The sequence below is a fragment of the Kitasatospora sp. NPDC085464 genome (assembly GCF_044541955.1).
In the GTDB taxonomy this organism is placed as follows: domain Bacteria; phylum Actinomycetota; class Actinomycetes; order Streptomycetales; family Streptomycetaceae; genus Kitasatospora.
Genome location: NZ_JBITTM010000088.1, coordinates 1 through 23716, shown reverse-complemented (window position 1 = coordinate 23716; position 23716 = coordinate 1). Strand labels below are relative to the sequence as shown.

22 protein-coding genes and 3 pseudogenes are annotated in these 23716 nt (G+C 74.1%); 9 read left to right on the top strand and 16 right to left on the bottom strand.

The annotated features are described in order from the left end of the window. Window positions 1–368 precede the first annotated feature (368 nt). From ACIGG8_RS41665 to ACIGG8_RS41640, 6 genes and pseudogenes are all read right to left on the bottom strand, one after another. Window positions 369–518, bottom strand: coding sequence for a hypothetical protein (locus ACIGG8_RS41665; protein WP_396553795.1), 150 nt, complete (start codon window positions 516–518; stop codon window positions 369–371). 152 nt (window positions 519–670) lie between these two features. After that, window positions 671–900 (bottom strand): annotated as a pseudogene (locus tag ACIGG8_RS41660) (nitrate reductase); the annotation flags it as partial. Between the two features lie 117 nt (window positions 901–1017). Beyond that, a complete protein-coding gene (locus ACIGG8_RS41655; RefSeq protein WP_396553791.1) occupies window positions 1018–2016 on the bottom strand; it encodes an SDR family NAD(P)-dependent oxidoreductase in 999 nt (332 codons plus the stop codon). Window positions 2017–2047: 31 nt separating this feature from the next. Then, window positions 2048–3232, bottom strand: coding sequence for an alcohol dehydrogenase catalytic domain-containing protein (locus tag ACIGG8_RS41650; RefSeq protein WP_396553790.1), 1185 nt, complete (start codon window positions 3230–3232; stop codon window positions 2048–2050). A 609-nt stretch (window positions 3233–3841) separates the two neighbouring features. After that, on the bottom strand, window positions 3842–4843 hold the full coding sequence (locus ACIGG8_RS41645) for a PHP domain-containing protein (RefSeq protein ID WP_396553789.1): 1002 nt from the start codon (window positions 4841–4843) through the stop codon (window positions 3842–3844). Between the two features lie 12 nt (window positions 4844–4855). Beyond that, the gene (locus ACIGG8_RS41640; protein ID WP_396553788.1) at window positions 4856–6085 is read right to left on the bottom strand and encodes a glutamate--cysteine ligase; all 1230 of its coding nucleotides are present in this window, start codon (window positions 6083–6085) and stop codon (window positions 4856–4858) included. A 113-nt stretch (window positions 6086–6198) separates the two neighbouring features. Between ACIGG8_RS41640 and ACIGG8_RS41635 the strand changes: the two genes are divergently transcribed. From ACIGG8_RS41635 to ACIGG8_RS41625, 3 genes are all read left to right on the top strand, one after another. Continuing rightward, window positions 6199–6585 (top strand): STAS domain-containing protein, encoded by a 387-nt coding sequence (locus tag ACIGG8_RS41635; protein ID WP_396553787.1) that lies wholly within the window; start codon window positions 6199–6201, stop codon window positions 6583–6585. Then, window positions 6521–6913, top strand: a complete 393-nt coding sequence (locus ACIGG8_RS41630; RefSeq protein WP_396553794.1) for a sigma-70 family RNA polymerase sigma factor — start codon at window positions 6521–6523, stop codon at window positions 6911–6913. Before ACIGG8_RS41635 ends, ACIGG8_RS41630 begins: the two co-directional genes overlap by 65 nt. Before the next feature lie 379 nt (window positions 6914–7292). Continuing rightward, a complete protein-coding gene (locus tag ACIGG8_RS41625; RefSeq protein WP_396553786.1) occupies window positions 7293–7865 on the top strand; it encodes an ANTAR domain-containing protein in 573 nt (190 codons plus the stop codon). Between the two features lie 391 nt (window positions 7866–8256). Here the strand turns inward: ACIGG8_RS41625 and ACIGG8_RS41620 are convergent, their stop codons facing one another. The 3 genes and pseudogenes from ACIGG8_RS41620 to ACIGG8_RS41610 all read right to left on the bottom strand — a co-directional run bounded on the left by ACIGG8_RS41620 (window position 8257) and on the right by ACIGG8_RS41610 (window position 10608). Further along, entirely contained in the window at window positions 8257–8769 is a 513-nt protein-coding gene (locus tag ACIGG8_RS41620) for a hypothetical protein (RefSeq protein WP_396553785.1), read from the bottom strand. A 29-nt stretch (window positions 8770–8798) separates the two neighbouring features. Beyond that, window positions 8799–9216: pseudogene (locus tag ACIGG8_RS41615) on the bottom strand (CBS domain-containing protein). A 93-nt stretch (window positions 9217–9309) separates the two neighbouring features. Continuing rightward, on the bottom strand, window positions 9310–10608 hold the full coding sequence (locus ACIGG8_RS41610) for an FAD-dependent monooxygenase (RefSeq protein ID WP_396553784.1): 1299 nt from the start codon (window positions 10606–10608) through the stop codon (window positions 9310–9312). Window positions 10609–10640: 32 nt separating this feature from the next. Between ACIGG8_RS41610 and ACIGG8_RS41605 the strand changes: the two genes are divergently transcribed. Continuing rightward, entirely contained in the window at window positions 10641–11225 is a 585-nt protein-coding gene (locus tag ACIGG8_RS41605; RefSeq protein ID WP_396553793.1) for a TetR/AcrR family transcriptional regulator C-terminal domain-containing protein, read from the top strand. Window positions 11226–11752: 527 nt separating this feature from the next. Here ACIGG8_RS41605 and ACIGG8_RS41600 read toward each other — a convergent pair. The 5 genes from ACIGG8_RS41600 to ACIGG8_RS41580 form a co-directional block, all read right to left on the bottom strand. Next, window positions 11753–12151: a hypothetical protein gene (locus tag ACIGG8_RS41600; RefSeq protein WP_396553783.1), complete on the bottom strand. Its 399-nt coding sequence runs from the start codon at window positions 12149–12151 to the stop codon at window positions 11753–11755. A gap of 110 nt (window positions 12152–12261) precedes the next feature. Further along, window positions 12262–12852 carry a DUF6817 domain-containing protein gene (locus ACIGG8_RS41595; RefSeq protein ID WP_396553782.1) on the bottom strand — a complete coding sequence of 197 codons (591 nt, stop codon included), beginning with the start codon at window positions 12850–12852 and terminating at the stop codon, window positions 12262–12264. Between the two features lie 70 nt (window positions 12853–12922). After that, complete coding sequence (locus tag ACIGG8_RS41590) at window positions 12923–13909, bottom strand: ketopantoate reductase family protein (RefSeq protein WP_396553781.1); 987 nt, start codon at window positions 13907–13909, stop codon at window positions 12923–12925. A 37-nt stretch (window positions 13910–13946) separates the two neighbouring features. Next, the gene (locus ACIGG8_RS41585; protein ID WP_396553780.1) at window positions 13947–14735 is read right to left on the bottom strand and encodes a hypothetical protein; all 789 of its coding nucleotides are present in this window, start codon (window positions 14733–14735) and stop codon (window positions 13947–13949) included. After that, complete coding sequence (locus ACIGG8_RS41580; RefSeq protein WP_396553779.1) at window positions 14732–15307, bottom strand: hypothetical protein; 576 nt, start codon at window positions 15305–15307, stop codon at window positions 14732–14734. The genes ACIGG8_RS41585 and ACIGG8_RS41580 overlap by 4 nt, the downstream gene beginning before the upstream one ends. A 489-nt stretch (window positions 15308–15796) precedes the next feature. On the opposite strand from ACIGG8_RS41580, the gene ACIGG8_RS41575 reads away from it, so the two are divergent. From ACIGG8_RS41575 to ACIGG8_RS41565, 3 genes are all read left to right on the top strand, one after another. Then, window positions 15797–16570, top strand: coding sequence for an ABC transporter ATP-binding protein (locus ACIGG8_RS41575; RefSeq protein WP_396553778.1), 774 nt, complete (start codon window positions 15797–15799; stop codon window positions 16568–16570). 14 nt (window positions 16571–16584) lie between these two features. After that, window positions 16585–18000: an FtsX-like permease family protein gene (locus ACIGG8_RS41570; RefSeq protein ID WP_396553777.1), complete on the top strand. Its 1416-nt coding sequence runs from the start codon at window positions 16585–16587 to the stop codon at window positions 17998–18000. A gap of 133 nt (window positions 18001–18133) precedes the next feature. Beyond that, a complete protein-coding gene (locus tag ACIGG8_RS41565; RefSeq protein ID WP_396553776.1) occupies window positions 18134–19489 on the top strand; it encodes a sensor histidine kinase in 1356 nt (451 codons plus the stop codon). Between the two features lie 262 nt (window positions 19490–19751). Here ACIGG8_RS41565 and ACIGG8_RS41560 read toward each other — a convergent pair whose 3' ends face one another. Beyond that, the gene (locus ACIGG8_RS41560) at window positions 19752–20420 is read right to left on the bottom strand and encodes a response regulator transcription factor (protein ID WP_396553775.1); all 669 of its coding nucleotides are present in this window, start codon (window positions 20418–20420) and stop codon (window positions 19752–19754) included. Window positions 20421–20527: 107 nt separating this feature from the next. Here ACIGG8_RS41560 and ACIGG8_RS41555 point away from each other — a divergent pair, with 107 nt between their 5' ends. Next, window positions 20528–21049 carry a MarR family winged helix-turn-helix transcriptional regulator gene (locus ACIGG8_RS41555; RefSeq protein WP_396553774.1) on the top strand — a complete coding sequence of 174 codons (522 nt, stop codon included), beginning with the start codon at window positions 20528–20530 and terminating at the stop codon, window positions 21047–21049. 158 nt (window positions 21050–21207) lie between these two features. Beyond that, window positions 21208–22560, top strand: a pseudogene (locus tag ACIGG8_RS41550) (MFS transporter); the annotation flags it as partial. Window positions 22561–22677: 117 nt separating this feature from the next. Here the strand turns inward: ACIGG8_RS41550 and ACIGG8_RS41545 are convergent. Continuing rightward, window positions 22678–23271 (bottom strand): DUF5959 family protein, encoded by a 594-nt coding sequence (locus tag ACIGG8_RS41545; protein ID WP_396553792.1) that lies wholly within the window; start codon window positions 23269–23271, stop codon window positions 22678–22680. Window positions 23272–23716: the final 445 nt, after the last annotated feature.

Here is a 23716-nt window from a genome sequence, read left to right as displayed (position 1 = left end):
GATGCTCGCGGGCGATCCGGCGGGCGAGTGCCGCACCGCCGTAGGAGCCGGCGAGGTGGTCGTTCAGATAGAGGGCGAGCAGGCGCTCGCTGTCGTGGTCCGTCACGTCGTTCACTCCTCGGGTGCCATGGCCGACGCCGGTCCGGCCCTCGAACGGTCCGGCGGGCTCCGGTCGGCCGGCATGATCGACACCGCCACGGCGAGCAGAACGACCGGGACGGCCGGCCCTGGTCCCCAGGCCGTCCGGACCTCCTCGGGGCTCGGATGGGAGATCCCCGGCCCGCACTCGACGGAGGGGGTGTCCCCGACGGGGATCGTGACAGCGGCTTCCCGGCACCGGTTGACGGAAACCTCTCAGGGGCTAACGGTCACAGGTCCGGGGTCTGATCGGTGCAGGGCCACTGCATGCCCCCGTGCTCGCGCAGCCGGTCGTAGCTGAGGTCGGTGTAGTCGCAGGGCCGGCCGCGGCTGCACTCCTGCCATGCCGCGAACGCCGAGGCAGGGTGCCGGAGATCCACAGCATCCGGAGCGAGCCCTGCTCGGCGTACCGGAACATCTGCATCGCCGGGGTGGGCGGGGCGGGGTGAACCGGGGCCGGCTCGGGCCCAAGGAAGTGCGGCGCCAACGGCGACCTCCCCGGGTTCCGCAACTGGGAGAACGAGTCGCATGTCCGGTCCCCGGCACGTCCTCGGACCCCGACGATGCGCCCCCGGCGGACCGCGATGTCCATCGCGTCGCCGTTGGAGTGCAGCAGCGAGGCGGTGGGCACCCGTCGCTCGACGTCGCCCGGAGCGAGACCGTCGGTCAGGAAGGCGTCCACACGCACGGGCCAGGCCGTGCCGGGGCCGTACGGGGTTCGGCTGCCCACGGCTGTGCGATCCGGTCCACCACCGGCTCCATCGCTCTCACCTTTCCCGGGCCAGGCGTCGGCACGATGCCCGCCACGCCAGGGCGTGCGTACCCGGATCCCCTGGCCGGACCACCGCCGTGACTCGCCGGACCGGGACGGAAGGTCGCTCAGGTGTCGGCACGTGGTTCACCGAACCGGTCGCCGGCGCGGTCCCCGAGGATGGTGATCCAGGACGGCAGGGGTGCGGTTCGGGCCGCCTCGGCTCCCTGTACGTCGTGGCGCGGGGTGGTGCCGGATCTGGGGAGCAGGCGCGCGGCCAGGGTCAGCATCCTGGTTGTGGTCGCGGGCGCGAGGCCCTGGACACGCGATCCGATCCATGCGGCCGGTGTGAGGACGACTTCCGGTCGTCCGCGGTCGGCGGCGCGGATGATCGCGCGGGCGGCGCGTCCGGCGTCCATGGACAGCAGGGGCAGGGATGCGGCGGCGGCGAACCAGGAGTACTCGGCGGCGGGTCGGCCGTGGAATCGCGCCGCGGTGTGGGAGCCGGTGCGCATCAGGCCCGGTATCGCGGTGGTGACCGAGACCCCGCTTTCGGCCAGTTCGGCGCGCAGGCCCTGGGAGAGTCCGGTGGCCGCGAACTTCGCCGCCACGTAGGGGAGTAGGTGTGGGGCGGGGATCCGCCCGCCGACCGAGGTGATGTTCACCACCGTCCCGTCGTCGGCCCGGCGCAGGTCGGGCAGCGCGGCGCGGGTGAGCCGCAGCGGTGTGAACAGCATGGTCTCCATCGCCTGGCGGAAGTCCTGCTCGCGCAGGGCATCGAAGGGCCCGACCTGGATGATCCCGGCGTTGTTGACGAGCAGTTCGAGGGGGCCGAATCGCTCGTGGACGGCCGCCATGACTTGCTGGGGTGCTTGCAGCTGGTTGAGGTCGCACGCGACGGAGGCCACCTCGGCCCCGTCGGCGGCCAGGCGCCGCTGGGCCCGGCTCAGTTCGTCCGGGTCGCGGGCGCAGAGCATCACCCGACAGCCGCGCTCGGCGAGTTCTCGGGCGAGGAGCAGACCGAGTCCGCGGGATCCCCCTGTGACCAGTGCGGTCCGGCCGGTGGTGCGCGATGCCGGCCTGCCGGGCTGTGCCCGGCCGGGGTGTTCGCGGGAGAGTCGTGCCATGGTGGGCCTCCACGGTCGCGGGCGGCACGGGTCATGGGCGGAAGAGGATCTTCACGGCGCCGTCCTGCTTCTTCTGGAACATCTCGTACGCCTGGGGTGCCTGGTCGAGCGGGAGGTGGTGGGTGGCGAAGTCGTCGACGCCGAGGGGGTCGCCGTCCAGCAGCAGAGGGAGGATGTCGGGCACCCAGCGGTGGACGTTGGCCTGTCCCATCCTCAGCTGGATCTGCTTGTCGAACATGGTGAGCAGCGGCATCGGGTCGGTCTGGCCGCCGTAGACGCCGGACAGGGAGATGGTGCCGCCGCGGCGCACGATGTCGATGGCGAGGTGGAGTGCGTGCAGGCGGTCGATGCCGGCGCGTTCCATGAGGGCGGCGGCGAGCCGGCCGGGCAGGAGCGAGGTCGCCTTCTGGGCGAGTTCGGCGGCCGGGGAGCCGTGGGCCTCCATGCCGACGGCGTCGATGACCGCGTGCGGGCCGCGGCCGTCGGTGAGGTCACGGATCAGCTCCGGCAGGTCCTTGCCGTGGTCGTCGAGGTTCAGCACGGTGACGCCCCGGGCCCGGGCACGCTCCAGGCGCTCGGGCACCAGGTCCACGCCGATCACCTGGCCGGCGTCCTGGTGGAGGGCGATTCGGCCGGCCATGTCGCCGATCGGTCCGAGCCCGAGGACGACCAGGCTGCCGCCCTTGGGGACGTGGGCGTAACTGACGGCCTGCCAGGCGGTGGGCAGGACGTCGGAGAGGAACACGAAGCGGTCGTCCGCAGGTCCAACGGGCACCTTGACGGGCAAGGTGTTGCCGAACGGAACCCGGAGCAGTTCGGCCTGGCCGCCGGGGACCTGACCGTAGAGCTTGGTGTAGCCGAACAGGGCCGCACCGTTGCCGTAGGCATGGACCTCAGTGGTCTCGCATTGCGAGTGCAGGCCCTCGGTGCAGGTGCGGCAGGTGCCGCAGGAGACGTTGAAGGGGATCACGACCCGGTCCCCGGCCACGATCTCGGTAACGTCGGGGCCGACTTCCTGGACTACGCCCATGGGTTCGTGTCCGAGGATGTCGCCTTCCTCAAGGAACGGTCCGAGGACCTCGTAGAGGTGGAGGTCGGATCCGCACAGGCCGCTCGATGTGATGCCGACGATGATGTCGGTCGGATCTTTGATCTTCGGGTCGGGAACGGTCTCCACGCGTACGTCCCGCTTGCCGTGCCAGGTCAAGGCCTTCATCGGCCACCTCACTCAGTCGTGCCCGCAGAGCGCGCCAGCGGCTCGGCTCCCGTCAGCCGCTCGCGTCCCTCCGCCCTTCCGCTGAGCGGCTGCCCGGTTGGCCCCCTGGAAAACGGTCGCAGGTGGGCGGGCTTGCCGACGCAGCGGTGTGTGATCTTCGGGGTGGTGGTGGGTGTCCGGCCGGGCTTCGCCCGCGTGCAGGCGACGGACGGGGCGGGTGCCTTGTCGGGTACCTTCGCGCTCTGATGCTGGGTACTGACAGTGGGCGCACGCGTGGTCCATCAGGTCGCACGCGGTCGCGGCGACCTCGCCGGGGCGGCCGGGCAGGCTACGCAGCGCCCGGTCCAGCGCGAGTTCGTCCCGGGCGATGATCATGACCCTGTCGAGTCCAGGGGAGGAGCCGGTGACCAGAGCCGTGTGGTCGCTCAGTCGCCCGCTGTGCGGGCCCCGCGGTGCACCGGGGTCCTGGCGTGGGTTGGCGCCGTGCCGTGCACCGGGTGCGACCTCCTCGGTCGGAGATGGTCCGAGATCGTCGGATTCCGGGCGTCTGTTCGTCGGTTCCGCCAGGTGGCATGCGGGCGGGGCTCCGTTCGGCCGCCGTGACCCGGGTCAGTCCCCGTCCGGGCCGGCCCAGGCCAGCAGGTGGTCGAGCGGCCAGGTGGTGATCAGGCGTTCGGGCCCGAGGCCGAGCCGGGCGGCGCGGGCGTATCCGGAGGTGAACCAGTGGAGCTGGTCGGGAGCGTGGGCGTCGGTGTCGACGGCGAACAGGCAGCCCGCTTCGGCGGCCAGGCGCAGCAGGTCGTCCGGCGGATCGCGGCGCTCGGGGCGGCAGTTGATCTCCACTGCGGTGCCGGCCTCGGCGCACGACGCGAACACGGCCCCGGCGTCGAACGCGGACGGGGGTCGGCCGCGGCCGGTGACGATCCGCCCGGTGCAGTGCCCGAGGACGTCGGTGCGCGGGTGCCGGACCGCCGCGAGCATCCGGGAGGTCATCACGTCCGGGTCGGCGCGCAGCTCGGAGTGCACGGAGGCCACCACGAGGTCGAGCCGCCGGAGCAGCTCCGGCTCCTGGTCCAGAGAGCCGTCCCGCAGGATGTCGCACTCGATGCCGGTCAGCAGCCGGAAGGGTCCTCCGTCCGCGTTCAGGGCGGCGACCGCGTCGAGCTGGCGCCGCAGGCGTTCGGGGCTGAGGCCGTGGGCGATCGTCAGCCGGGGGGAGTGGTCGGTGAGCACGGCCCACTGGTGGCCGAGGGCGCGGGCGGCCGTGGCCATCACGCCGATCGGGTGGCCGCCGTCGGACCAGTCGGAGTGCAGGTGGCAGTCGCCCCGTACGGCTGCGAGGAGCAGGCGTCCTGCCTCAGCGTCCGGCCCCGACTGGGCCTCCAGCCGGGCGAGGTAGCCGGGGGTTACGCCGGTGGAGGCCTGGGCGATCACCTCGGATGTGACCGGGCCTACGCCCGGCAGTCGACGGGCCCGGGCGGCGTCCACCGGCCCGGGCGGCAGGGTCGCGGCCGCGTCGGCGGCCGTATGGAACGCCCGGACCCGGTAGGGTGAGGCGCCGTTCCACTCCAGGAGGAAGGCGATCCGGCGCAGCGCTTCGGGTGGGTCCATGGCCTGGTCGCCTCAGGGTGTCGCAAGGGTGAGCGCCGCGAGCTCGTCGACGACGGAGGTCAGCCGGCCGTGCCGGTCGAGGGCACGGCGTTGTCGGTCGGCGCCGGTGCCGAGCCGGTGGACGTGGGCGAGGCCGGTCTCCACGGCGGTCAGGTCGCCGGCGGCGGCCAGGCCGGGGGCGGCCCGTTCGAGGAGGCGCTCGACGAGTAGGGCCATCGGGGCGCGTTTCCCGGTCGCCGGGTCGGCGCCTTCCCCGGACAGCCCGCTGCGGGCGGCCTGCCAGTGGGCGGCGTGGACCAGCCCCGCCGGGCACGCGGGGGCGGGCCGGCCCTGCGCGATCTCGTCGAGCAGGACGGCGGCCAGCCCGCGCAGCAGCGCGGCGAGCAGCAGGACGGTCTGCAGGTCGGCGTTGACGTCGGCGACCCGGATCTCCAGCGTCGGGACGTGTTCCGAGGGCCTGGCGTACCAGTAGACCATCCGGCGGTCGAGCAGGACGCCGGTCTCCACCAGGGCCGCCACCAGCTCCTCGTAGCGCTCCTCGTCCAGCACCGGCGCTGGGCCGACGGTCGGCCAGCGCGACCAGCGGATGGTGCGCCAGCTCGCGAAGCCGCTGTCCCGGCCCTCCGTGAAGGGGGAGTTGACCGCGAGGGCCTGGACGACCGGCAGCCAGGGGCGCAGGTGGTTGCCGAGTGCCAGGGCCTGGCCGCGGTCGACCGTCCCCAGGTGGACGTGGCAGCCGCAGAGCGCGCCGGCGTAGCCGTCGGCCACGCCCTCGTAGCGGGCCGCCATCGCCCGGTACCGCGGATCGTCGGTGACCCGCCCGGGCCCCGGGGCGCTGAGCACCGGGGTGCCCGAGGCGACCAGCAGGCATCCCGCGTCGGCCGCCGCAGCTGCGACGACGGACCGCAGCCGGACCAGGTCGGCCCGCAGGTCCCCGAGGCGGGTGGTGGGCTCGGTGCACACCTCGACCTGCACGGGGAAGAACTCGGCCTGGACCCGTCCGCCCAGGACGGCCTCGGCGGTCGCGATGACCTGCGGCGCGCGGTCGGCGGGAAGCCGGGTGCGCCGGTCGACGAGCAGGAACTCCTCCTCCACCCCGAGGGTGGGCGCGGACAGCGCGGGTGCCGGTGCGGGCACCGCGGACTGCGGCTCCCGGGCGGGCGCATCCATGGCGGCGCCCCGGACCTCGATCGGCTCGGTCCGGGCCTCGGGGCGGGAAACCGGACGCGTGTGGATGCGCACGACGCGCGTCTTGCCGGGCCCGGCGGCGTCGAAACGTCCCTGCGGACGGAGCGCCGTGCGGCGGAACCCGCCGCAGCACGTGTGGGAGCGGACGGCCCGGGCAGGCGCCGGCCATGGACGACGGCCAGGCAGCGTGTACGGCGCCATCCGGAGCGGACCCTCCCGAGCCCGCCGAGCGCCCGCCGGGGCGCACCGCCCCGTGGCCGGGCGACCATCTCAGCACCATGACGGGCGGCCGTGACGGCCTAGCCGTCGCCCTGGTGGACGAGGGTTCGGTACGGGTCGTCACGGTTGCCGGTCAACTCGACCACGACAGTGCGTACGACTTCCGTCTGGCGCTCGCGCGACCAGTGGCGGACGGCATCGAGCTGGTCCTGGTTGATCTCGGGGACCTGTGCTTCTGCGATGCGACCGGCCTGAACCTGCTGCTCCGTCCTGGACGCGCTGCGCGATCAGGACACCGACGAGAGCGGCAGCGCACTGGTGGACCGGATCGGTGACTGCGACCCCGGCATCGAACTGGCAGAGTTCCGCGCCGCCGTGCGCCCGCTGCTCGCCGACCTCCCGCGCCGCGAGCAGACCGTCCTCAAGCTCAGGTTCTGGGACGGCTGGACGCAGTCCGAGATCGCCGACCGGATCGGCGTCTCCCAGATGCACGTCTCCCGGCTGCTCGCCGCCACGCTGACCCGGCTGCGCGAGCAGCTTGAGGACCGCGATGCCCCGGGATGGTCCGACGACCCCGATATGCTCGCCGGCCCCGACGGGAACCACCACGACGACCTCGGCGGGCCCCACCGGGAACCCGGCACCACCGGGACCCCGGTCTGAACCAACGACCGCTGCCGGACCTGGACCGGTCAAGCCGCGGCCGGGGTGTGTCGCCGACCGATCAGGGTGGACACGCGGGGGTGACCGGGCTCCCGACGGTCACTCGGCGTCCGGGCGCGGCCACCTACACCACAGTGATCACAGCACGGCACGGGCCGCGCTCCCGCCATGACGCTCGACCGCCGCAGGGCGGCGGCAGTCGAAGGGAGAACGAGGCGGGGAGGCCGATCTGACGCGCATCGCGCAGATCGTGGCCGAGGCCCTGAACGGCCCCGACCGGCGCTGCCCGAGCGGCCCCTCCGCCCGGAGTGATGTGCGGTGCCCTGTTGCCGGCGGGTGCCGGGAGCGCCGGCCGACCCGCAAGGCCGAGGAGGCCGCCATGGACCACCTGTCCCAACACCCCCTCCCGCCGCCCACGGCGCGGCCCCGTACCGAGGACCGGCCGTCCGATGAGTCCCCGGAGGGCCTGCCCCCGGACCGCACCCAGGCGATCCTGGAAGCGGCCAAGCGGATCGGCTCCCTGCTCAAGGCCAGGGGCCATCCCTTCGCGCTGGCGGGCGGTGTCGCCGCCTACGCGCACGGCGCGGGGGTGCGCCTCCAGCACGGCTGCACCGCCTTCAGCGCCTACCTGGGCACGGTGGGGGAGCCCGGCGCCTCCGTCCTCGGTCTGGTGAAGGTGCTCGCGCTGCAGGCGTCGGCCGCACTCGACCGATCCGCGCTCGCCCGGGCCGTGGCCGACCTGCTCGACCGGCGGCACTCCACCGGCCTGGCCATCGGCATCACGATGGAACGCTTCGGCGTGACCCCGCACGCCGCGCTGGCGTTGCTGGTCAGGGCGGCCCAGCGGTCCGGGACGGACCTGGAGACGGTCGCCCGGCGGCCGGCCGTCGGGGAGGAGGCGGTGCCCTCCACATCTGCCCGGGCCGCCGGGCCCGCCGCGCCGGGGCCGTGACCGGGCGGGCGCACAGCTGGCCCCGGCCGTAGCCGGGACCCGCCGTGCAGGCGTTCGGCGTCGGGACGGTCAGGTCCGCGGCGAGTGGTCGCCCTCGGCGTCCCCGGTCCCGGCGGCGTCCTCAAGGAAGGGGCCTCGACACCGAGGCGCTCGGTGCGGTCCTCGACCCGACCACGGCGGGACTGACCCTCCGGCTCGCCCTCGGCACCGCCGTCGACGCGGATCCGGACCGCTTCCTCCTCCGCCGTCAGGCCCGCGGTGTCGCCGGGAGCGTCGGCCCGCAGGTCGGTGTGCGGGTCCGGCAGGTCGAGTCGTCCGGCGGCCTGCTCGGCCGGCTCCGCGACCGCGGTCCGCTCGTCCGGCTCCGGCTCCTGCTGGGCCAGCCGGGCGTTCAGCGACTCGCCCTCGGCCTGCTCGGCCCCCGGTGGTGCCGAAGGACTCGGCGGCCACGGGCGTGTCGCCGGGCACGGCCTGGACCTGGGGGTCCTGCGACCACTGCCGCGCCGGGGGAGCCGTCCTGGAGGTCCGGTATTCCCTCATCCTCGGGCTCGGCCGCCGGGTCGTGGTGGCCGAGCCCCGGTTCGGGCAGGGCCTCGATCGGTTCGGCCGGCGCCGCGCGGCCGCCGCGGCCGGGCCGGGGCGGCGGGTCGACGGCGGACGGCTCGCGGTGCGGCGGGCCCGCGTACTCCTCGCCGGGTGCGACACCCGGCACCGCGCCCTCGGCGAGCTCCGGCTGCTGTTCGTCACTGCCGGAGACGTTCGGGGTCCCGCCCTTGCCGATCGGCGCCGGACGGCGCTCGGGGCCGTCGGAGCGCTCCCTGCCGGACCGGGGCCCAGCGGTGTCCGCAGGGCCGGTGGCGCCGCCCATGTCGTGCAGCGGGCGTGCCCGCGGTGATCCGGTCATGACGTTCTCCTTGCCGGGCGCGGAGCGGGTCAGGTGCCGGGGGCCGCGTCGCTGATCCGGGCGAGCGCGGAGTCCGGGTCCCGCTCCAGCGCGAGGTCACCGAGCGAGACCATGCCGACCGCCCGGCCGTCGTCCAGCACCGGCAGCGGCGCACGGCGTGCCGGCGCATCAGGTCGACGGCGTGCCCGATGTCGTCGTCCGAGGCGACCGAGATCAGCTCGGAACTGCAGACGTCGCCGGCGTTGGTGCTGTCCGGGTCCCTGCCGTCGGCCAGAACCCGGACCACGAGGTCGCGGTCGGTCACCAACCCGCAGACCCGGCCGTCCTCGGTCACCAGGACGTCGCCGAGGCGGCGTCGCGCATCCAGCGAGCCGTGTCACGCACCGAGGCCAGGCGGGGGACGGCGATGGGGCACGCGGTCATGATCTCCCTGATCTTCCGGGACATGGCTCCTCCACGACGGTCGGACAGGTCTCTGGTGAGGCGCGCCTGCCCGGCGCGTGCGCATGGAAACAGGGGCGGTCCGGCGGCCGGCCGCTTTCAGACGGCGCTGGTCGGCGCCGGGTTCTCGGGGAGCCGCCAGCTGCCGCCGCGGTCCTCCTTCGAAAAGCGCGCGGCGAGATCGGGAACGTGCAGTCTGCAGGCCAGTGCGGTGGCGGCCAGGAAGGTGTCGATCGCCCGTTGGGTCATCGGCATGCCAAGGCGAAGGAGACGCGGGTTCACCCCGCCTTGGATCTCGTCGACGAAGGGCCGCAGTACGCGGTCGTAGTTCGCGAGTGCGACCGGCAGGTCGTCCGGGTGCCGGTTGATCTCGCCGGCCAGTACGTAGGCGCCCACCAGGCCGCCGGAGACGCCCATGCCGCTGTACGGCGAGGCGCAGTGGGCGGCGTCGCCGGCGAGGACCACGCGGCCCTGGTACCAGGTGTCGGTTCGGATCTGGACGATCTCCTGGGAGTAGAAGAACGGGCTCGTCGGCATGCCGTCGATGAAGCGCTCGGCTTGCCACCCTGCGTCGCGGAACCTTCCGGCCCAGAACTCCCGCTGGCAGGTGACGGGCTGCCGGTGGATCGCCGAGGCTGCCGCGGACTCGTCCCGCATCACGAAGTACACCTGGGTCTCGGTCGGGTTGTGGCTGCGGCGCATGATCTGGCGGCCGCCCGGGACCATGTAGGTGTCCCGGATGTTGCCGTCGGACGCCGTGCGCGGCACGAACCAGTAGGCCGTGTGGATGCCGATCCGCCGGTACGGGTCGGCGTCCACGGGGAGGATCGCTCGACGGATGCGCGATCCCTGTCCGTCGGCGCCGACCAGGAGGTCGAACTCGCCGGAGGAGCCGTCGGAGAAGTGCGCGACGACCTTCTGCCCGTCCTGTTCGAAGCCGTCCACGCTCACGCCGAAGACGTACTCGGTGTCGTCCTTGGTGGCGTCGTGCAGGATGCGTACCAGGTCAGCGCGCATGATCTCGTACCCGGATGTGAGGCTCTGCCGGCCGCGGCCGGAGGTGTTGGCCATGATCGTCGCCCTGGCCAGGCCACGCGCGTCGACGAAGGAGACACCCGCCTCGTCCACCAGTTTGCCGCGGACGGCGTCCAGAAGTCCCATCCGCTCGACGGCCTCGATGCCCTGCCCGCGGAGGTCGACCTGTGCCCCGGCGGCTCGCAGTGCCGGAAAGCGTTCGACGACGGTCACGCTGTGGCCGCCCCGCGTGAGCCAGAAGGCCAGCGCCTGGCCTGCTATCCCGCCGCCGGCGACAAGGACCCGCAGGGGGCGCGCTTCCGATCCGGAGGCCATGCCCATCACCCCGAAATCTATCAGTGAATGGTTCACCTTCAGAGTCATCTATCAGTGATAGATTTGTCAACGTGACCAAGATGAACCGGGAGATCGTCGTCTCCGAAGCGCTCGACCTGCTCGACGAGGTCGGGCTGGACACGGTCAGCACACGGCGGCTGGCGAAGCGGCTGGGTGTCGAGCAGCCCTCGCTCTACTGGTACTTCCGCACCAAGAAGGACCTCCTCGCGGCCATGGCGGAGGCGGCGATGGCACCGCATGCGACCGCCCCGCTGCCGACGTCCGACGACGACTGGTGCGACTGGTTCCTCGACAACACGCGGAGCTTCCGGCGCACCCTGCTGATGCGCCGGGACGGCGCGCGCCTCCACGCAGGCAGCACCCCTGCGGGAGACCTCGACCGGGTCCGCCACAAGATGGACTTCCTGGTCGGCTCGGGGGTGCCCGAGCGGGATGCGCAGATGGCGATGCTGACCGCCGGCCGCTTCACGGTCGGCAGTGTCCTGGAGGAACAGGCGGACGCCGGCTCCGGCGACGACTCGGGTCTGCAGGTGGACATGCCCGTGATCGACCATGAGTCGGCATTCGAGGCCGGCCTGGCCCTCATCCTGGGCGGCCTGGTGCACCGTGCCGCGATGGGAGGCGCTTCCCCTCGGGAGTCGTAGGCGACCACCGCTCCCGCAGTTCCGACCCGCAGCGCACCCGCATTTCCGTGTGCCGCACACCGTGCTGAACTCACGTCGGTTCCGCGAATGTGCGGGGGCGGTCGGCCTCCTCTCCTGCGACGTGCTCGCCGACTCCGGAGCGGTCGTCTGCGTGGGGAGATCAGGTGAGCGGGTCTGTCCGAACGAGCGCGTCCCTGGCGGGCGGCTAGCGGTTCGGCTGGTCAGGACCGAGGTGGAAGGCCGTGCCTTGCCCCAGGCCGCGAAGTCGGCGACCAGGGCCGCGCTCTCGCCTTCGGCCAGGGTGGCGAACCAGGCGCCGAGCAGGCGGTCCGCGCAGCGGGTGGCGAGCATGAGCAGGCTGCGGCGGTCGGAGCGGATGATCCGGTGTTGCCGGGCGGCGAGTCCGGCGAGTGCCGAGCGGGGGCGCCGGGTGCTCCCGGCCCGGAGCCGGGCCGGGAGCGGTGGATCGTACCGGTGGGGCGCGCGGTGCACTCGGACGGTCAGGGTGGTCAGGACGATCGGGGTGGTCAGGCCCCGGCGCAGGCCTTGGTCACGTCGGCGGCGGCGCTGGTGATCGCGCCGAAGTCGGGCTGCTTGTTGTCGTTGACCTTGTCGATGGCATCGGAGACGGCCTTGGAGAGCTTGTCGGCGGCGGCATCGAGCTTGTCCCCGCCGTCGTGGCGGATCTTCTTGGCATCGTCGACGACCTTCTTCAGTGCGTCGACGGTGTGCCGGCGGCGCTCGTCGTCGGCGATCTGGCCGACGTTGGACGCCGCGTCCGTGAAGTCCTGGACGTCGCCGGCGAGGCTGACCGCGCGCTTCCCGCAGTCGATGGCCTGGTCGGCGCTGTTGCACGCGGTGAACAACGGGGCCGCGATGAGCACCGCGAGAGCGGCGGCGGCCGGACGGTACGGCTTCCTTGTCATGTCACTATCCCTCCCGGCATGGACAACGCCGTTGTGCCGTACGGAGGTTCCGGCGGGACGGATGAACGGTTGGCAAAACCTCGGGCCTGAGAATCGGTGATGACGAAGCGTCAATTCCGGTCCTCAGGAGCGATGGTGTGCCGTCCGAGGAGATCGCCGCAGGCCCGCCAGGCGGCGGGCGGCAGCAGGGTGCGGGCGCGGGCGAAGAGTTCGTACAGGCCCGGTCCGTAACGGGCGGCCAGGTCCGCGTTGTGCGCGAGGACGTCGAGTTCATTGGCGACGGTGAGGGCGAGGAAGGCACGCAGGTCCGCTTCCGGCGGCGTGTGGTCGGCCCCGGTGAACCGGTCGCGGAACACCACCGGTTCGTCGACGCCCAGCCGCGGGTAGACCACCGCCCGGTCGCAGCTCGCGTAGAGGTGGACGAGCGCCTCGGCGCGGGGGCCGGCGAGGTCGGCCAGGGTGCCGCGCCGGTCGAGCCCCAGCAGGGCGTGGTCGAACCCGTCGGTCCCGTACGCGGCGTGGCAGAGGCCGGCGGCCCGGACGGCCGGGTCGCAGCCCCAGTCCGCCAACAGGTCGGCCACACGGTGGAGATGCGCCAGCAGTGTGCCGCCGGGGTGGGGGATCCGGTCGGTGTCGTGGGCGAGGAGGAAGGCTTCGATGCGGTCCCACGCGGGAGCGCTGGCGGGCTCGGAAGGCGTCATGCCGCGACTCCTACCCGCTCCCGCCCGTTGCGCCCGCCGCTGCCGCAGGAGACGCCCGGCCGCGGGCCCGTCATCGTTCGGCGGGCTCCGACAGCTCGGCGACCAGGCGGGCGAGCGTCGGGACGGCGATCCCGTGTGCGGCGGCGGCCCGCAGGACGGCGCCGCCGGTCGCGTCGAGCTCGGTCGGGCGGCCGGCCTCCGCGTCCCGCTGCATCGAGGACCTCATCGCCCCGGGGGCGCGGTCGATCACCGCGAGCAGGGCCTGCGCGTCGGCCGGGGCGCCGACCGCCCGGGCGACGGCGGTGATCTCGTCCAGCGCGGCGAGGAGTTCGGGCCGGTGCTCGGTGCGCACGGTGCCGACGTCACTCGTGTGGCGGGTGGTGAGCAGCGCCAGCGGGGCGAGGAAGGAGAGCTTGCTCCACAGCATCGCCGTCTCGTCCTCGCGCAGTGTCACGGTCAGGCCGGCGTGCCGGAGCTGCTCGGTGAACTCCTCGACGGGTCGGCGGAGTTCGTCGGACGTCGCGGGTTCGTCGGACGTCGCGGGTTCGTCGGACGTCGCGGGGGCGGTGGACGTCGCGGGTTCGGTGGGTCCGGAGGGTGCGGCGAGTTCGATCGCGGCGAACGGGCTGGTGTGCTCGATCCGCCCGGGCGCGGTGCGGGTGGTCTCGACCCGGATCGTGCCGGCCACGACCCGGGCGGCCGGGTAGCGTTCGCGCAGCACCGCCATGTGGTCCAGGCCGTTGAGCAGCGGCACCACGAGCGCGGCGCCGAGCACGTCCGCCGGCAGTCGGTCGAGCGAAGCCGCCAGGGCCGTCTCCTTGACGGTCACGAGGACGGCGTCGACCGGCTCGGACAGCTCGGCGGCGGCCTCCACCTCGGCGGTGAACGTGCCGAACTGCCCGCTGCGGACGTGCAGTCCGTCCCGGGCGAGGACGGCGGCGGTCCGCTCGCCCGCCAGGCAGACGACGCGGTGCCCGTCGCGGGCGAGCAGTCCGCCGATCAGTCCGCCGACGCCGCCCGGTCCGAGGACCGCGACGGTCAGGGGGGTGGTGGTCATGCTGACTCCCGGGGCTGAGAGGAGGGTCGGGGGGCGGTCACGGGATGTCCCAGTGGAAGCGGCCCTCCAGGCCGTCCGGACTGAGGAAGCCGAAGCCGTCGCCGTGGCCGAAGTCGAGGAAGTAGGGATCGTCCGGGTACGGGGCGTCCGAGAGGGCGAAGAAGTACCGCCACGGCGCGGGGACCCCGGCCCGGCCGCTCGGGAAGGACGGGAGGCCGCCGACGTGGTCGTGCACGTGGCCGCCGTCCGGGAACCGGACCTCGGGGCCCTCGCCGCGCAAGTGCCGTTGGAAGGCGGCCCGTTCGTCCATCGACCGGTCGAGGTCGCCCGGCAGCGGCACCAGGTCGAGGTGGAACTCGACCGGGGTCCCGTTGCCGTCACCATCCCCGGCGGGGTCGAGGCGCCACAGCGTACGGCCGTGGGTGCCGGGTGGGCCGATGACGGCGAAGGGCGGGATCCGGCCGCCCGGCTGGACGAGCAGCACGGCGTCGCCCGACTCCGGGTCGAGTCCGCCCATGGGGCCGTCCAGGTCACCGTCCGCCGCGAGGAAGAGGAAGGCGAGCCGGCGGTCCTCGCCGGGGACGGCGAACTGGCCGACGAACACCAGCGGTTCACCGGTGCGGGGGGGAGAGAGAGCGGCCAGGCGGGCTCGGCCGGCCAGCAGGGGTCGCCGCCGAGCTTGGGGACGGGAGCGGGTGATCGGCCGCTCGGACCTCCGCAGGGCGAACTGCAGACGGGGGAGGAAGGCGGCGTCGTGCGGACCGGTGGCCGTGCCGGTCGGCTGCGGCTGCGGCAGGGTCGGGGCCGGGGTCGTCAGGGTCGTCATCCGGTGTTCTCGGCGGGTTCAGCGGGTTCAGCGGTTTCGGCGGCCTCGGCGGGTTCGGTTCGCGTGGCCCATGTGTCGACGTGGAAGGAGACGCAGTCGAAGGCGAACGGCTCCTCGTGGCGCGGCTTGCGGCCCGGGGCGGACGGCCGGCGCGGGGCGGGGTGACGGCACAGGTGGAGCGGCCCGTGGCGGAGGGTGCCGCGGGTCGGATCGGGCACCGGCAGGCCCTCGGCGCGCAGCGCCTCGACCAGCTCGTGCGCCGGCCAGCCGAGGAGGTCGATCCCGAGGTAGCCGACCGGGCAGGCGGGCCGGTCGTCGCCCGGGTTCCGGTTGACCGTGACACTGCGGAGCCGGTTGTCGTCGTCCGAACAGAGGGTGACGCTCACCCCGGGCAGTTGGAAGGCCAGCGCCCAACGGGTGCCGCAGACGAAGGTGTTCCACACACCGTCGGGCAGCAGCCCGTCGTGCGGGGCCAGCAGCGCCCGCACCGCCGTCTCGGTCAGGCCGAAGGGCAACTCGGGCAGCGGCTCCGGCAATCGGACGCCGTGGCCGGGCAGCAGGTCGATGGTCACCCGCTCATGATTCCTCGTGGGGCGCGCGGCGGGGAGCGCGGGGCGGAAATCGGCGAGTCCGTTCCGCTCCGGCCGGGCCAGGGTGCGCCAGGTGCGCGGCAGTGCCCCGGCGGTGAGGCCGCGGTCCGCGGACGCGGTGGTGCGACGGTGTGAGGGGATCGGATGACGGCGGACGGGCTGTCGGCGGCGGCAGTAGGGGCGCGGGACGTCGATGCGGTGCTGGAGTGGACCTTCCGCTTGCTCACCCCGGTGGACGAACTGGCGGCCAGGGCCGTCCGGCACCGCAGCAGCCTGCACGTCGGACAGTTCGCCTGCTGCCATGTGTGCGGGGAGCGCCGCAGCCGGAGTCGTCCTGGCAGCGCCGGAACCGGTCCGTGAGCACGTAGCGCCCGTCCTCGACCCCCTGCCTGCGGGGTTCGGTTATCCGAACCCCGGATTCGGGGGCCAGCTCGATCGATCACCCGGCCCCCGATGCCCAGGATGGAGGGCATGAACGGGATGACGACAGCCGCCGCCCCGGCGGCGCACGGCAGGACGACGGGCACGGCACTGAGCGGGGAGGGCCTGTACCGCGAGTACGGGCGCGGCACGGCGGCGGTACGGGCACTGGGCGGGGTGTCCGTGGCCTTCGAGTCGGGGACGTTCACCGCGGTGATGGGGCCCTCGGGCTCGGGCAAGACGACCCTGCTGCACTGCCTGGCCGGGATGGACCGGCCGACCCGGGGCACCGTCCGGTGGGGCGACACCGAGGTGTCCGGGCTGCCCGAGCGACGGCTGGCGGAACTGCGCCGCACCCGGATGGCGTTCGTCTTCCAGGCCTTCAACCTGATGCCGGCGATGACCGTCGCTCAGAACGTCGAACTGCCCGGGCGGCTGGCCGGTCGGCCGCCGGAGCGGGACCGGGTGCGGGAGGCACTGGCCCGGGTCGGACTGGCCGGACGCGAGCGGCACCGGCCCGGACAGCTGTCGGGCGGCCAGCAGCAGCGGGTGGCGATCGCCCGGGCGCTGGTCGCCCGGCCGCAGGTGCTCTTCGCCGACGAGCCGACGGGCGCGCTCGACCGGGCGACCGGGCACGACATCCTCGACCTGCTGCGCACGGGCGTCGACGTGGACGGGCAGACCTGTGTGATGGTCACCCACGACCCGGTGGCCGCGGGTTACGCGGACCGGGTGCTGCTGCTCGCGGACGGGCTGTTGGTGGACGAGCTGCTCCGGCCGACCGCCGCGCAGGTCGGCGAGCGGCTCAGCCGGTTGGGCGGGTGAGCACGATGGGCCCGATGAGCACGATGAGCACGGCATGGACGAGCAGCCCCGTGCTGGCCCTGTCCGTCGGGCAGATCCGGCGGCGGCCCGCGGCCTTCGCCGGCCTGGGGGCGGCGCTGTTCCTCGCGATGGCGACGGTGACGCTCTTCGGCTCGCTGGTCGCCGCGCAGGCGACCGCTCCCGAGGCGGTGGCACGGACACCGGTGAGCGGGCCGGGCGTGATGGTGATCGCCGCGGCCTTCGGTGAGATCGCCGTCCTGGTCGCGCTGTTCGTCGTGGTCAACGCGCTGGGCTTCACCGTCCGTCAGCAGCACCGCGACCTCGCCCTGCTGCGCACCGTCGCCGCGACGCCCCGGCAGGTGCGGCGGGTGGTCCGCGCCCAGGTTCTGGCGACCGTCCTGCTGACCGCCGCCCCCGGCTGCGCGGCGGGCCTCCTCGCCGCCCGGTTCTTCCTCTCCGCCCTGCAGCGGCGCGGGATGGCCGCTCCCGGTCTGCACGTATCCGGGTCGCCGGTGCCCGTGCTGGTCGCGCTCGGCGTGGCGCTGCTGGTCGGCCTGGCGGCCACCGCCGTCGCGGCCCGGCGGATCACCCGGCCCGCACCGGCCGTCGCCCTGACCGGGGAGACGGGCGGGCCGCGGCGGACCGGCGTGCCGCGGCTGTTCGCCGGGGCGGCCGTGCTGGCGGGCGGTGTGCTGCTGCTGCGACTGGCCGCGACCAGGCCCGCCGGGGAGCTGGACAAGGCGGGCCAGGCCTCGCTGCTCGGTTCGCTGGTGCTCCTGGTCGCCGTCGCCCTGCTGGGCCCGTCGGCGGCGTGGGCGACGGCCGCGGTGCTCGGCGCTCCGGTCCGGGCACTCGTCCCGCGGGCCGGCTGGCTCGCCGATGCCAACCTGCGCGGCTACGCCGCCCGGCTCTCCTCGGCGGTGGTCCCGGTCGCGCTGCTGGTCGGGCTCTCCGGCACGATGCTGATCATGACCAGCACCGCCGAGCGGGTCGCCCGCGCGACCGGCGCCGCGACCAGCGTCACCAAGGCCAGTGACATCTGGCTGCGCCAGGCCGAACTCGGCCTGCTGGTCTGCTTCGCGGCGGTCTCCACGGTCAACACCCTGGTCGCGCTGACCGCCGACCGGCGCCGGGAGTTCGCCCTGCTGCGCCTGGTGGGCGCGACGCGGCGGCAACTGCTGCGGATGCTCACGGCGGAGGCACTGCTGACCACGGCGGTCGGCGTGCTGCTGGGCGCGGCGGTGGCCGCCGCGGCCACCGGGGCGTTCAGCCGGGCGGTCCGGGGAACGGTGGTGCCGGTGGTGCCGGGCGCGGGGTGCGCCTGGGTGGTGCTGGGCGCGGCGGTCCTGACGGTGCCGGGGATCGTGGGGACGGGGCTGTGGGCGAGCGGCGGATCGGCGGTGGAGTCGGCGGGCGGGGAGCGGGGGTGAGGTGACCGGCGCGGGGGCGCGAGCGGGGGCGCGCGGGCGGGGCGGCGGGGCCTGAGGGGGCCGGTGCAGGCCGCTGGATGCGGTAGTTGCGGCGGTGCGGCGGGGCCTGGTGGATGCTTGCCTCGGTCGGCGGGTGAGCGGTGAGGTGGACGGCAGCGAGGTGGACGGCAGTGCGGTGGGCGGTGGCGCGGTGAACGGCGGTGCGGTGGGTGGCGGTGCGGTGGCGCGGTGGGCGGCAGCCCGGTGGGCGGCGGCGACGCGGACGGTGGCGGAGCGGCGGCGGTTCCTGGCGGTGCGCGGTGACGAGGTGGCGTTCGCCGTCCTCGGGCTGCCGCTCGGGGTGCTCGGCGGCGTCTACGCGGTCGCCGTCCTCTACGCGGGGGTGCTGCTCTCGCTCACCGTGCTGGGACTGCCGTTCCTGGCGGCCGCGCTGCTCGGGGCCCGACGGATCGGCCGGATGCACCGGTGGCTGGTCGAGTGGCTTCTCGACGAGACGGTGCCCGGGCCGCCGCCGCTGCCGCGCCCTTCCGGGCTGATCGCCCGCGGTCGGATCGTGCTGACCGACCCGGTGGCCTGGCGGGTGCTGCTCTACCTCTTCCTACGGCTGCCGGTGGGAGTGCTCGGCTTCCTGGCCGCGGTCGGGCTGCCGCTCGGCGGCGTCTGGCTGGTCGGCTTCCCCCTCTGGGTACGGCTGGCGGAGCCGGGCCCGAGACCGGTCGGCTGGTCGGACGTGCTGGCGATCCCGGTCGGCCTCGCACTGCTGGCCGCCGTACCCGCCGTGCTGCGGGCCCTGAGCCGGGCCAACCGGGCGCTCGCCCGGACGCTGCTCGGCCCGGTGCGCTCGCAGCAGCGGGTACGCGAACTGGAGAGCGCGCGGGCCACCCTGTTGACCGAGAACAGCGACCGGCTGCGGCGCCTGGAACGCGACCTGCACGACGGCACCCAGGCGCAGTTGGTCGCGCTCGCCATCACCCTCTCGCTGGCCGACGACGCCCTCGCCGACCCGGCCGAGCCCGACCTCGGACGGCTGCGCACCCTGGTCGACCGGGCCCGCGGGCAGACCGACGACACCATCACGGGCCTGCGCCGACTGACCCGGGGCATCCACCCCGTGGCACTGGACGGCGGGCTGGCCGAGGCACTGCCCGGACTCACCGCGACCTCGCCGGTGCCCGTCACGGTCCGGCTGGACCTGCGGGAACGGCCGGTCGAGGTGATCGAACGGGCCGTCTACTTCTGCGCGGCCGAACTGCTGACCAACGTGGCCAAGCACAGTGGCGCGCGATCGGCGGAACTGACCGCGAGCGCCGTCGACGGGAGGGTCCGGCTGGCCGTGCGCGACGACGGCCGAGGCGGCGCCGCGATCGGCACGGGCAGCGGACTCGCGGGCCTGGCCGAACGGCTCGCCGCGGTGGACGGCGTGCTGCGGGTGGACAGCCCACCGGGCGGGCCGACCGTGGTCAGCGCCGAGTTGCCCGGCAGGCTGTGACGGACTCTCATGGGCCGTCGGAGCGGATGGAGCCATCGGGGGTGGGGGCGGGGGCATGAGAGGAGCTCATGGGGTCGGCCATGAGCTGCGTACATGGGCCGACGTTCCCATGAGAGGACTTCATGGGCCCTCGACATGAGAGGACTTCATGATGAGCGCCCATGAGCGTTGCTCATGAGGCGCGCTCATGAGGCGCGCTCATGAGGCGCGCTCATGAGGCGCGCTCATGAGGCGCGCTCATGCGCAGCCCGCATGCCCGGTTTCACGAGGCTCCGCTCTCCGCGAGGTAGGCGAGTACGGCCTTGACCCGTCGGTTGTCGGTGTCGGTCGCCGGCAGGTCGAACTTGGTGAACACGGCGGCCACGTGCTTCTCCACCGCCCGCTCCGACACCACGAGCTGCGCGGCGATCGAGCGGTTGGAGTGGCCCTGCGCCATCAGCTCCAGTACCTCCCGCTCGCGCGGGGTGAGCGCGTCCACCGGGCTGCGCCGCCGGCCGCCGATCAGCCCGTTGACGATCTCCGGGTCGAGCGCGGTGCCGCCCGCGGCGACCCGGTGAAGCGCGTCCACGAACTGGGAGGTGCGGGCCACCCGTTCCTTGAGCAGGTAGCCGATGCCGGCGGCGTCGTCGGCCAGCAACCGGGCCGCCCAGACGGTCTCGACGTGCTGGCTGAAGACCAGGATCCCGACCTCGGGCGTGGTGGCGCGGATCTCGACGGCCGCCCGGATCCCTTCGTCGGTGTGGGTCGGCGGCATCCGGATGTCCACCACGGCCACGTCGGGCCGGTGCTCGGTCACGGCGGCGACCAGCTCGGGCGCCGTACCGGCGGTGGCGACCACCGCGCAGCCGCGCGCGGTGAGCAGTTCGACCATCCCGTCCCGGAGGATCACCGAGTCCTCGGCGAGGACGACGCGGAGCTGTTCATCGGTCATTCCGCCATTATTCCGGGCCGCCGGATGGAGCCGTCCCCGTAGTCGGACAAGAGGAAAACCATCAGTCCAGACTGGACAGTCCAGACTGATGAAATCACCGTGGAAGCATGACCGAGAAGCGAGAGACCCGCCCTGTTCCCGAGGCCCCCGTGGCCGCCGTGGCCGCCGGTGACTCCGCCGACCCCGACCACTCCGCAGGCCCCGGCGACTCCGCGGCCCTGGCTGCCCGGGAGCTGCGCGCCGTGTTCAGCCGACTGCGCCGCACCCTCCGGGAGGCCGACGGAACCGGCGACCTCACCCCCTCCCAGACCGCCGTGCTGAGCCGGCTGATCAACGACGGCCCGGCCTCCGCCAGTGCGCTGGCCGCCGCCGAGCGGGTCCGGCCGCAGTCCATGGCCGCCAGCCTCGCCGTGCTCGAACAGCACGGCCTGATCGGGCGACGGCCCGATCCCGAGGACGGACGGCGCCTGCTGGTCAGCCTCACCGAGGCCGGTCTGGCCCGGATCTCGGACAGTCGACAGGCGCGCGAGGAGTGGCTGGCCCGGGCGCTGGAAGAGCAGTACGACGAGGCCGAACGCGCCACCGTCCTGGCCGCGCTGGCCCTGATCGACCGGCTGAACCGGCGATGACCGGCCCGGCCACCCGCGCGGCCCGCCCCGGGATTCGTCGCGGGGTCCGTCGCGGGGCCGGCGGCTCGGCCGGCCCTCTTCGGGCCGACCGCCTTCGGGTGGGCCGTCGCCGGGCGCCCGCTCAGAACGGCGCGTTCGACCGACGGCTGATCGCGCCGATGGTGCTCGGCTCGGTGCTCAACCCGATCAACTCCTCGATGATCGCGGTCGCCCTGGTGCCGGTCGGCGCAGCCTTCGGGGCCCCGCCCGCCGAGACCGCCTGGCTGGTCACCGGCCTCTACCTCGCCACGGCCGTCGGTCAGCCGGTGATCGGGCGGCTGGTGGACACCCACGGCCCGCGCCGCCTCTACCTCGCCGGGACCGCGCTGGTCGGCGCGGCCGGACTGCTCTGCGCGCTCGCCCCGTCCCTCGGTCTGCTGATCGCCGCCCGGGTACTGCTCGGCCTGGGCACCTCGGCGGCCTACCCCGCCGCGATGTACCTCACCCGCAGCGAGGCCGATCGGACCGGGAGGTCCGGCCCCACCGGGGTGCTGACCGCGCTCGCCGTCGCCAACCAGACCGTCGCCGTGATCGGCCCGACCCTCGGCGGCCTGCTGATCGGCGTCGGAGGCTGGCGGACGGTCTTCCTCGTCAACGTGCCGCTCTCGCTCGCCTGTCTGGTGCTCGGCGCGGCCCGGCTGCCCATCGCCGCCGCACGCCGCGACCCGCAGAACCAGCCCGACCGCACCGACCGCACCGACCGCACCGACCGGCCCGACCGGCCCGACCGCCTCGACCGCAGCGGGATCGCACTGTTCGCCGTCCTGCTGGTCTCGTTGATGCTGTTCCTGATGAGGCCGAGCCCGGCGCTCTGGTACCTGCCCGTGCTGGCCCTCCTCGCCGCCGCCGGCTTCGCCGTCCGCGAGACGCGGGCCCGCACCCCCTTCATCGACCTGCGGGCGCTCGCCGGCAACCGGCCGCTGATCGCCACCTATCTGCGCCAACTCCTCGGCTACACCGCCGGCTACGCCTTCCTCTACGGATACACCCAGTGGCTGGAGGAGGGTCGCGGCCTGTCCGCCACCGGCGCCGGACTGGTCCTGCTGCCGCTCTCGCTCACGGCCCTCGCCGTGTCCGGCCTCACCGGCCGTAGCCCGGCTGTCCGTGGCAGGCTCCTGGTCGGCGCGGCGTGCCAGATCGCCGCCTGTGCCGCCCTGTCGTCGGTGCACGCGGACAGCCCGGCCGGGCTGCTGATCGCGATCGCCGTGCTGGCGGGCATCCCGCAGGGGCTGATCGGGCTCGGCACCCAGACCGCGCTGTACCACCAGGCCGACCCGGCCGCCATCGGCTCCGCGGCCGGGCTGCTGCGCACCTTCATGTACCTCGGTGCGATGGCCGCCTCCGCGGCGAACGCCGCCGTCTTCCCGCACGGTGCCACCACGGAAGGCCTGCACGGCCTCGCGCTGTTCATGCTCGGTGCCGCGGCCCTGCTGTTCCTCCTCACCCTGCCCGATCGCTCCCTCGGGCGCCTCGCGAAGCCCGCCGACAAGCCCGCCGGGACTGCAACCGACAAGCCCGCCGGGATCCCAGCCGAAGAGCCCGCCGAGAACCCAGCCGGGAAGAACGCGGGAAAGCGGGTTGACGGCCACTCAGCTCTCGACGGCCGGCGTCCCGCGCCACTCCGCGTGGACGCCGGGAGCGGCCTCGATCACCTCGGTCGGATAGGCGTTCCGGACGAGTTCGAGCAGGGCGTGCTGCTCGTCCAGCCAGCCGGGGGCAGGGGAGAGGGCGACCCGGAGCGTGACGCCGGAGTCCTCGGTGTCCGAGACGGTCACCCACAGCCCGCCCGGCCGCCCGGGCTCGATCCGCAGTTCCGGGCCGTGCTCCTCGTTCAGCCAGCGGACCGCGAACCCCTGGCGGAGCCGGTCCAGCGCCGTTTCCCAGCGCCGAAGGTGGCGATCGGTCACCACGGTGGTGAAGCGTCCGCGCACGGTGTCGGCCGTGACGGTGATCTCGCAGTCCAGCCAGTCGTGCCCGCGCAGGGAGCCCGGCGCGTGCCGCCCGATCACCCGGACCCGGACGTCGCGGCCGCCGGTCCGCCCGTCGCGGCCGCCGGTCCGCCCGTCGCAGCCGCGGGCGTCGGCGTCGTCCGGACGGTCCGTCAGTTTGATCAACTCGTGCTGGTGCGAAGCGGCTTCACTCACTGCGTGCTCCCCGGTGGCAGTGGATCCAAGGGCTGACATCCTCGCGCAGGTGTTCGCTCCGGTGCCAGCCCGGGGGTGGTGCGTTTCGGTCGGGGTTCCCTGCCGCGGCTTGCCGGCCGGCCTCCGTCCCCGCCGAGGCCCCGTCCCCGCCGCCCAGCGTCCCGGCCGGGGGCCGTCCGCGCGAGCCTCCGTCGCGTCCGGGATCGGGCCCCGCCGACGCGCGCTGCCCCGAGCGGGTCGGCCCGCCGGACCGGGGAGGTCGGGCGGGCCGTCGCGGCGGTGCGGGACGTTCGCGGGGAGGGGACGTTCAGGCGGTGGGGGCCGTACCGGCTGCCCTCGCCGCACCGGCTGCCCGCTTCGGTGCGGCGGTGGGCGGTGGGCGTCGACTCAGCCCGGATCCACCGGGCTGTGACTGACGTGGGAACGGGATGACGCAGAGAGGTGCCTGCTGAGCTGGGAGGATGGGAGTTCTCTACGCTTCCGT

Excerpts from the sequence above, each read along its gene's own strand:
- ACIGG8_RS41655 (WP_396553791.1), bottom strand. The coding sequence starts at position 2,016 with ATGGCACGACTCTCCCGCGAACACCCCGGCCGGGCACAGCCCGGCAGG.
- ACIGG8_RS41650 (WP_396553790.1), bottom strand. The coding sequence starts at position 3,232 with ATGAAGGCCTTGACCTGGCACGGCAAGCGGGACGTACGCGTGGAGACC.
- ACIGG8_RS41645 (WP_396553789.1), bottom strand. The coding sequence starts at position 4,843 with ATGGACCCACCCGAAGCGCTGCGCCGGATCGCCTTCCTCCTGGAGTGG.
- ACIGG8_RS41635 (WP_396553787.1), top strand. The coding sequence starts at position 6,199 with ATGGACGACGGCCAGGCAGCGTGTACGGCGCCATCCGGAGCGGACCCT.
- ACIGG8_RS41625 (WP_396553786.1), top strand. The coding sequence starts at position 7,293 with ATGGACCACCTGTCCCAACACCCCCTCCCGCCGCCCACGGCGCGGCCC.
- ACIGG8_RS41620 (WP_396553785.1), bottom strand. The coding sequence starts at position 8,769 with ATGACCGGATCACCGCGGGCACGCCCGCTGCACGACATGGGCGGCGCC.
- ACIGG8_RS41610 (WP_396553784.1), bottom strand. The coding sequence starts at position 10,608 with ATGACTCTGAAGGTGAACCATTCACTGATAGATTTCGGGGTGATGGGC.
- ACIGG8_RS41605 (WP_396553793.1), top strand. The coding sequence starts at position 10,641 with ATGAACCGGGAGATCGTCGTCTCCGAAGCGCTCGACCTGCTCGACGAG.
- ACIGG8_RS41600 (WP_396553783.1), bottom strand. The coding sequence starts at position 12,151 with ATGACAAGGAAGCCGTACCGTCCGGCCGCCGCCGCTCTCGCGGTGCTC.
- ACIGG8_RS41595 (WP_396553782.1), bottom strand. The coding sequence starts at position 12,852 with ATGACGCCTTCCGAGCCCGCCAGCGCTCCCGCGTGGGACCGCATCGAA.
- ACIGG8_RS41590 (WP_396553781.1), bottom strand. The coding sequence starts at position 13,909 with ATGACCACCACCCCCCTGACCGTCGCGGTCCTCGGACCGGGCGGCGTC.
- ACIGG8_RS41585 (WP_396553780.1), bottom strand. The coding sequence starts at position 14,735 with ATGACGACCCTGACGACCCCGGCCCCGACCCTGCCGCAGCCGCAGCCG.
- ACIGG8_RS41575 (WP_396553778.1), top strand. The coding sequence starts at position 15,797 with ATGAACGGGATGACGACAGCCGCCGCCCCGGCGGCGCACGGCAGGACG.
- ACIGG8_RS41570 (WP_396553777.1), top strand. The coding sequence starts at position 16,585 with ATGAGCACGATGAGCACGGCATGGACGAGCAGCCCCGTGCTGGCCCTG.
- ACIGG8_RS41560 (WP_396553775.1), bottom strand. The coding sequence starts at position 20,420 with ATGACCGATGAACAGCTCCGCGTCGTCCTCGCCGAGGACTCGGTGATC.
- ACIGG8_RS41555 (WP_396553774.1), top strand. The coding sequence starts at position 20,528 with ATGACCGAGAAGCGAGAGACCCGCCCTGTTCCCGAGGCCCCCGTGGCC.
- ACIGG8_RS41545 (WP_396553792.1), bottom strand. The coding sequence starts at position 23,271 with ATGTCAGCCCTTGGATCCACTGCCACCGGGGAGCACGCAGTGAGTGAA.